Raw genomic sequence first — 1,009 nt, 5'->3', positions numbered from 1 at the left:
CTATTCAGCCCAAGCGCGCTTATTGAAACGATAAGGCTAGATACTCTGCCACGCATCGCTAGTCAGTCGGGTGGATCTTTTTCCGATTCCGAGCAAGACCTAGACTGGAAAGGGTTACCGGCAGGTTATAGTCTTGCGGAGGCTAAAACGACGTTATCCGCAAATAAAACTGCGAGCAACTCTGCGCAAGAGTTAGAATCCGAGAGCTCGTCAAACTCAGCGTCTTCTAACAATCAAAGTGCCCAAGTTTCAGACCCTAATTCGGCCGACGTTGCTATCTTAGATCTCCCCCTACCTGGCAGTATTATTGATGGATTTACGGCGGAATTTACTTGGTCAGTCAACTCTCCGTCTACGCTATCTCGCTTAGAACTCTCACAGAACAGCGACTATGATCGCCTCGCTCTACCGACTAAATGGTCCGAAAACACTGCTTATCGAATTGAGCAACAGCTTCCAGCCGGAAATTATTTTTGGCGAGTTCGAACCCTGAGTACTGGCAACGCAGAAAGCCTGAGCGCTTCTAGAGCAGTATCTATCCAGGGGAAACTCGATCCAGTATCAATTTTGACCGTAAACTATATCGGCGATCAGGTTGGCATGTTCTGGCATAAAGTAGACAATGCAAAAGGGTATGTACTACAAGTTTCAGATGACAAGGAGTTTCGTCGTTTGTTAAAAGAAGAGACCCTCGGTAAAACTAGCGCATTTCTCAAGCTACCCGAAGGCAAGACCTTTTATGCACGCGTAAAAGGTTTAGGCGATGAAGTATATGCTTCGGAATTTGGGCCACAGAAAGAGATAAAGGTAGAGCCTAAACCAAATTAAGCGCTCAAGCGCATCACCCACTGATCAAAACACAATAATCATAAAGCGATATTATGGCGACTAGGCCTCTAAACGATCCACACCCCTACGAGCAGCATATTCTGACGCTAGCTCTGATTTTAGCCAGTGCTCTTCTGGTATATAGCCACGTAGCGAAACGCTTCGACTTGCTTACGTACGA

General features: G+C 46.4%; 1 pseudogene. It reads left to right on the top strand.

The features are described 5' to 3' along the window. Window positions 1–828 (top strand): annotated as a pseudogene (locus A3750_RS26515) (hypothetical protein); the annotation flags it as partial. Window positions 829–1,009: the final 181 nt, after the last annotated feature.

The sequence above is a fragment of the Oleiphilus sp. HI0079 genome (assembly GCF_001635105.1).
The sequence above is the reverse complement of the archived record's forward strand: the minus strand, read 5'-3'. Positions and strand labels throughout refer to the sequence as shown.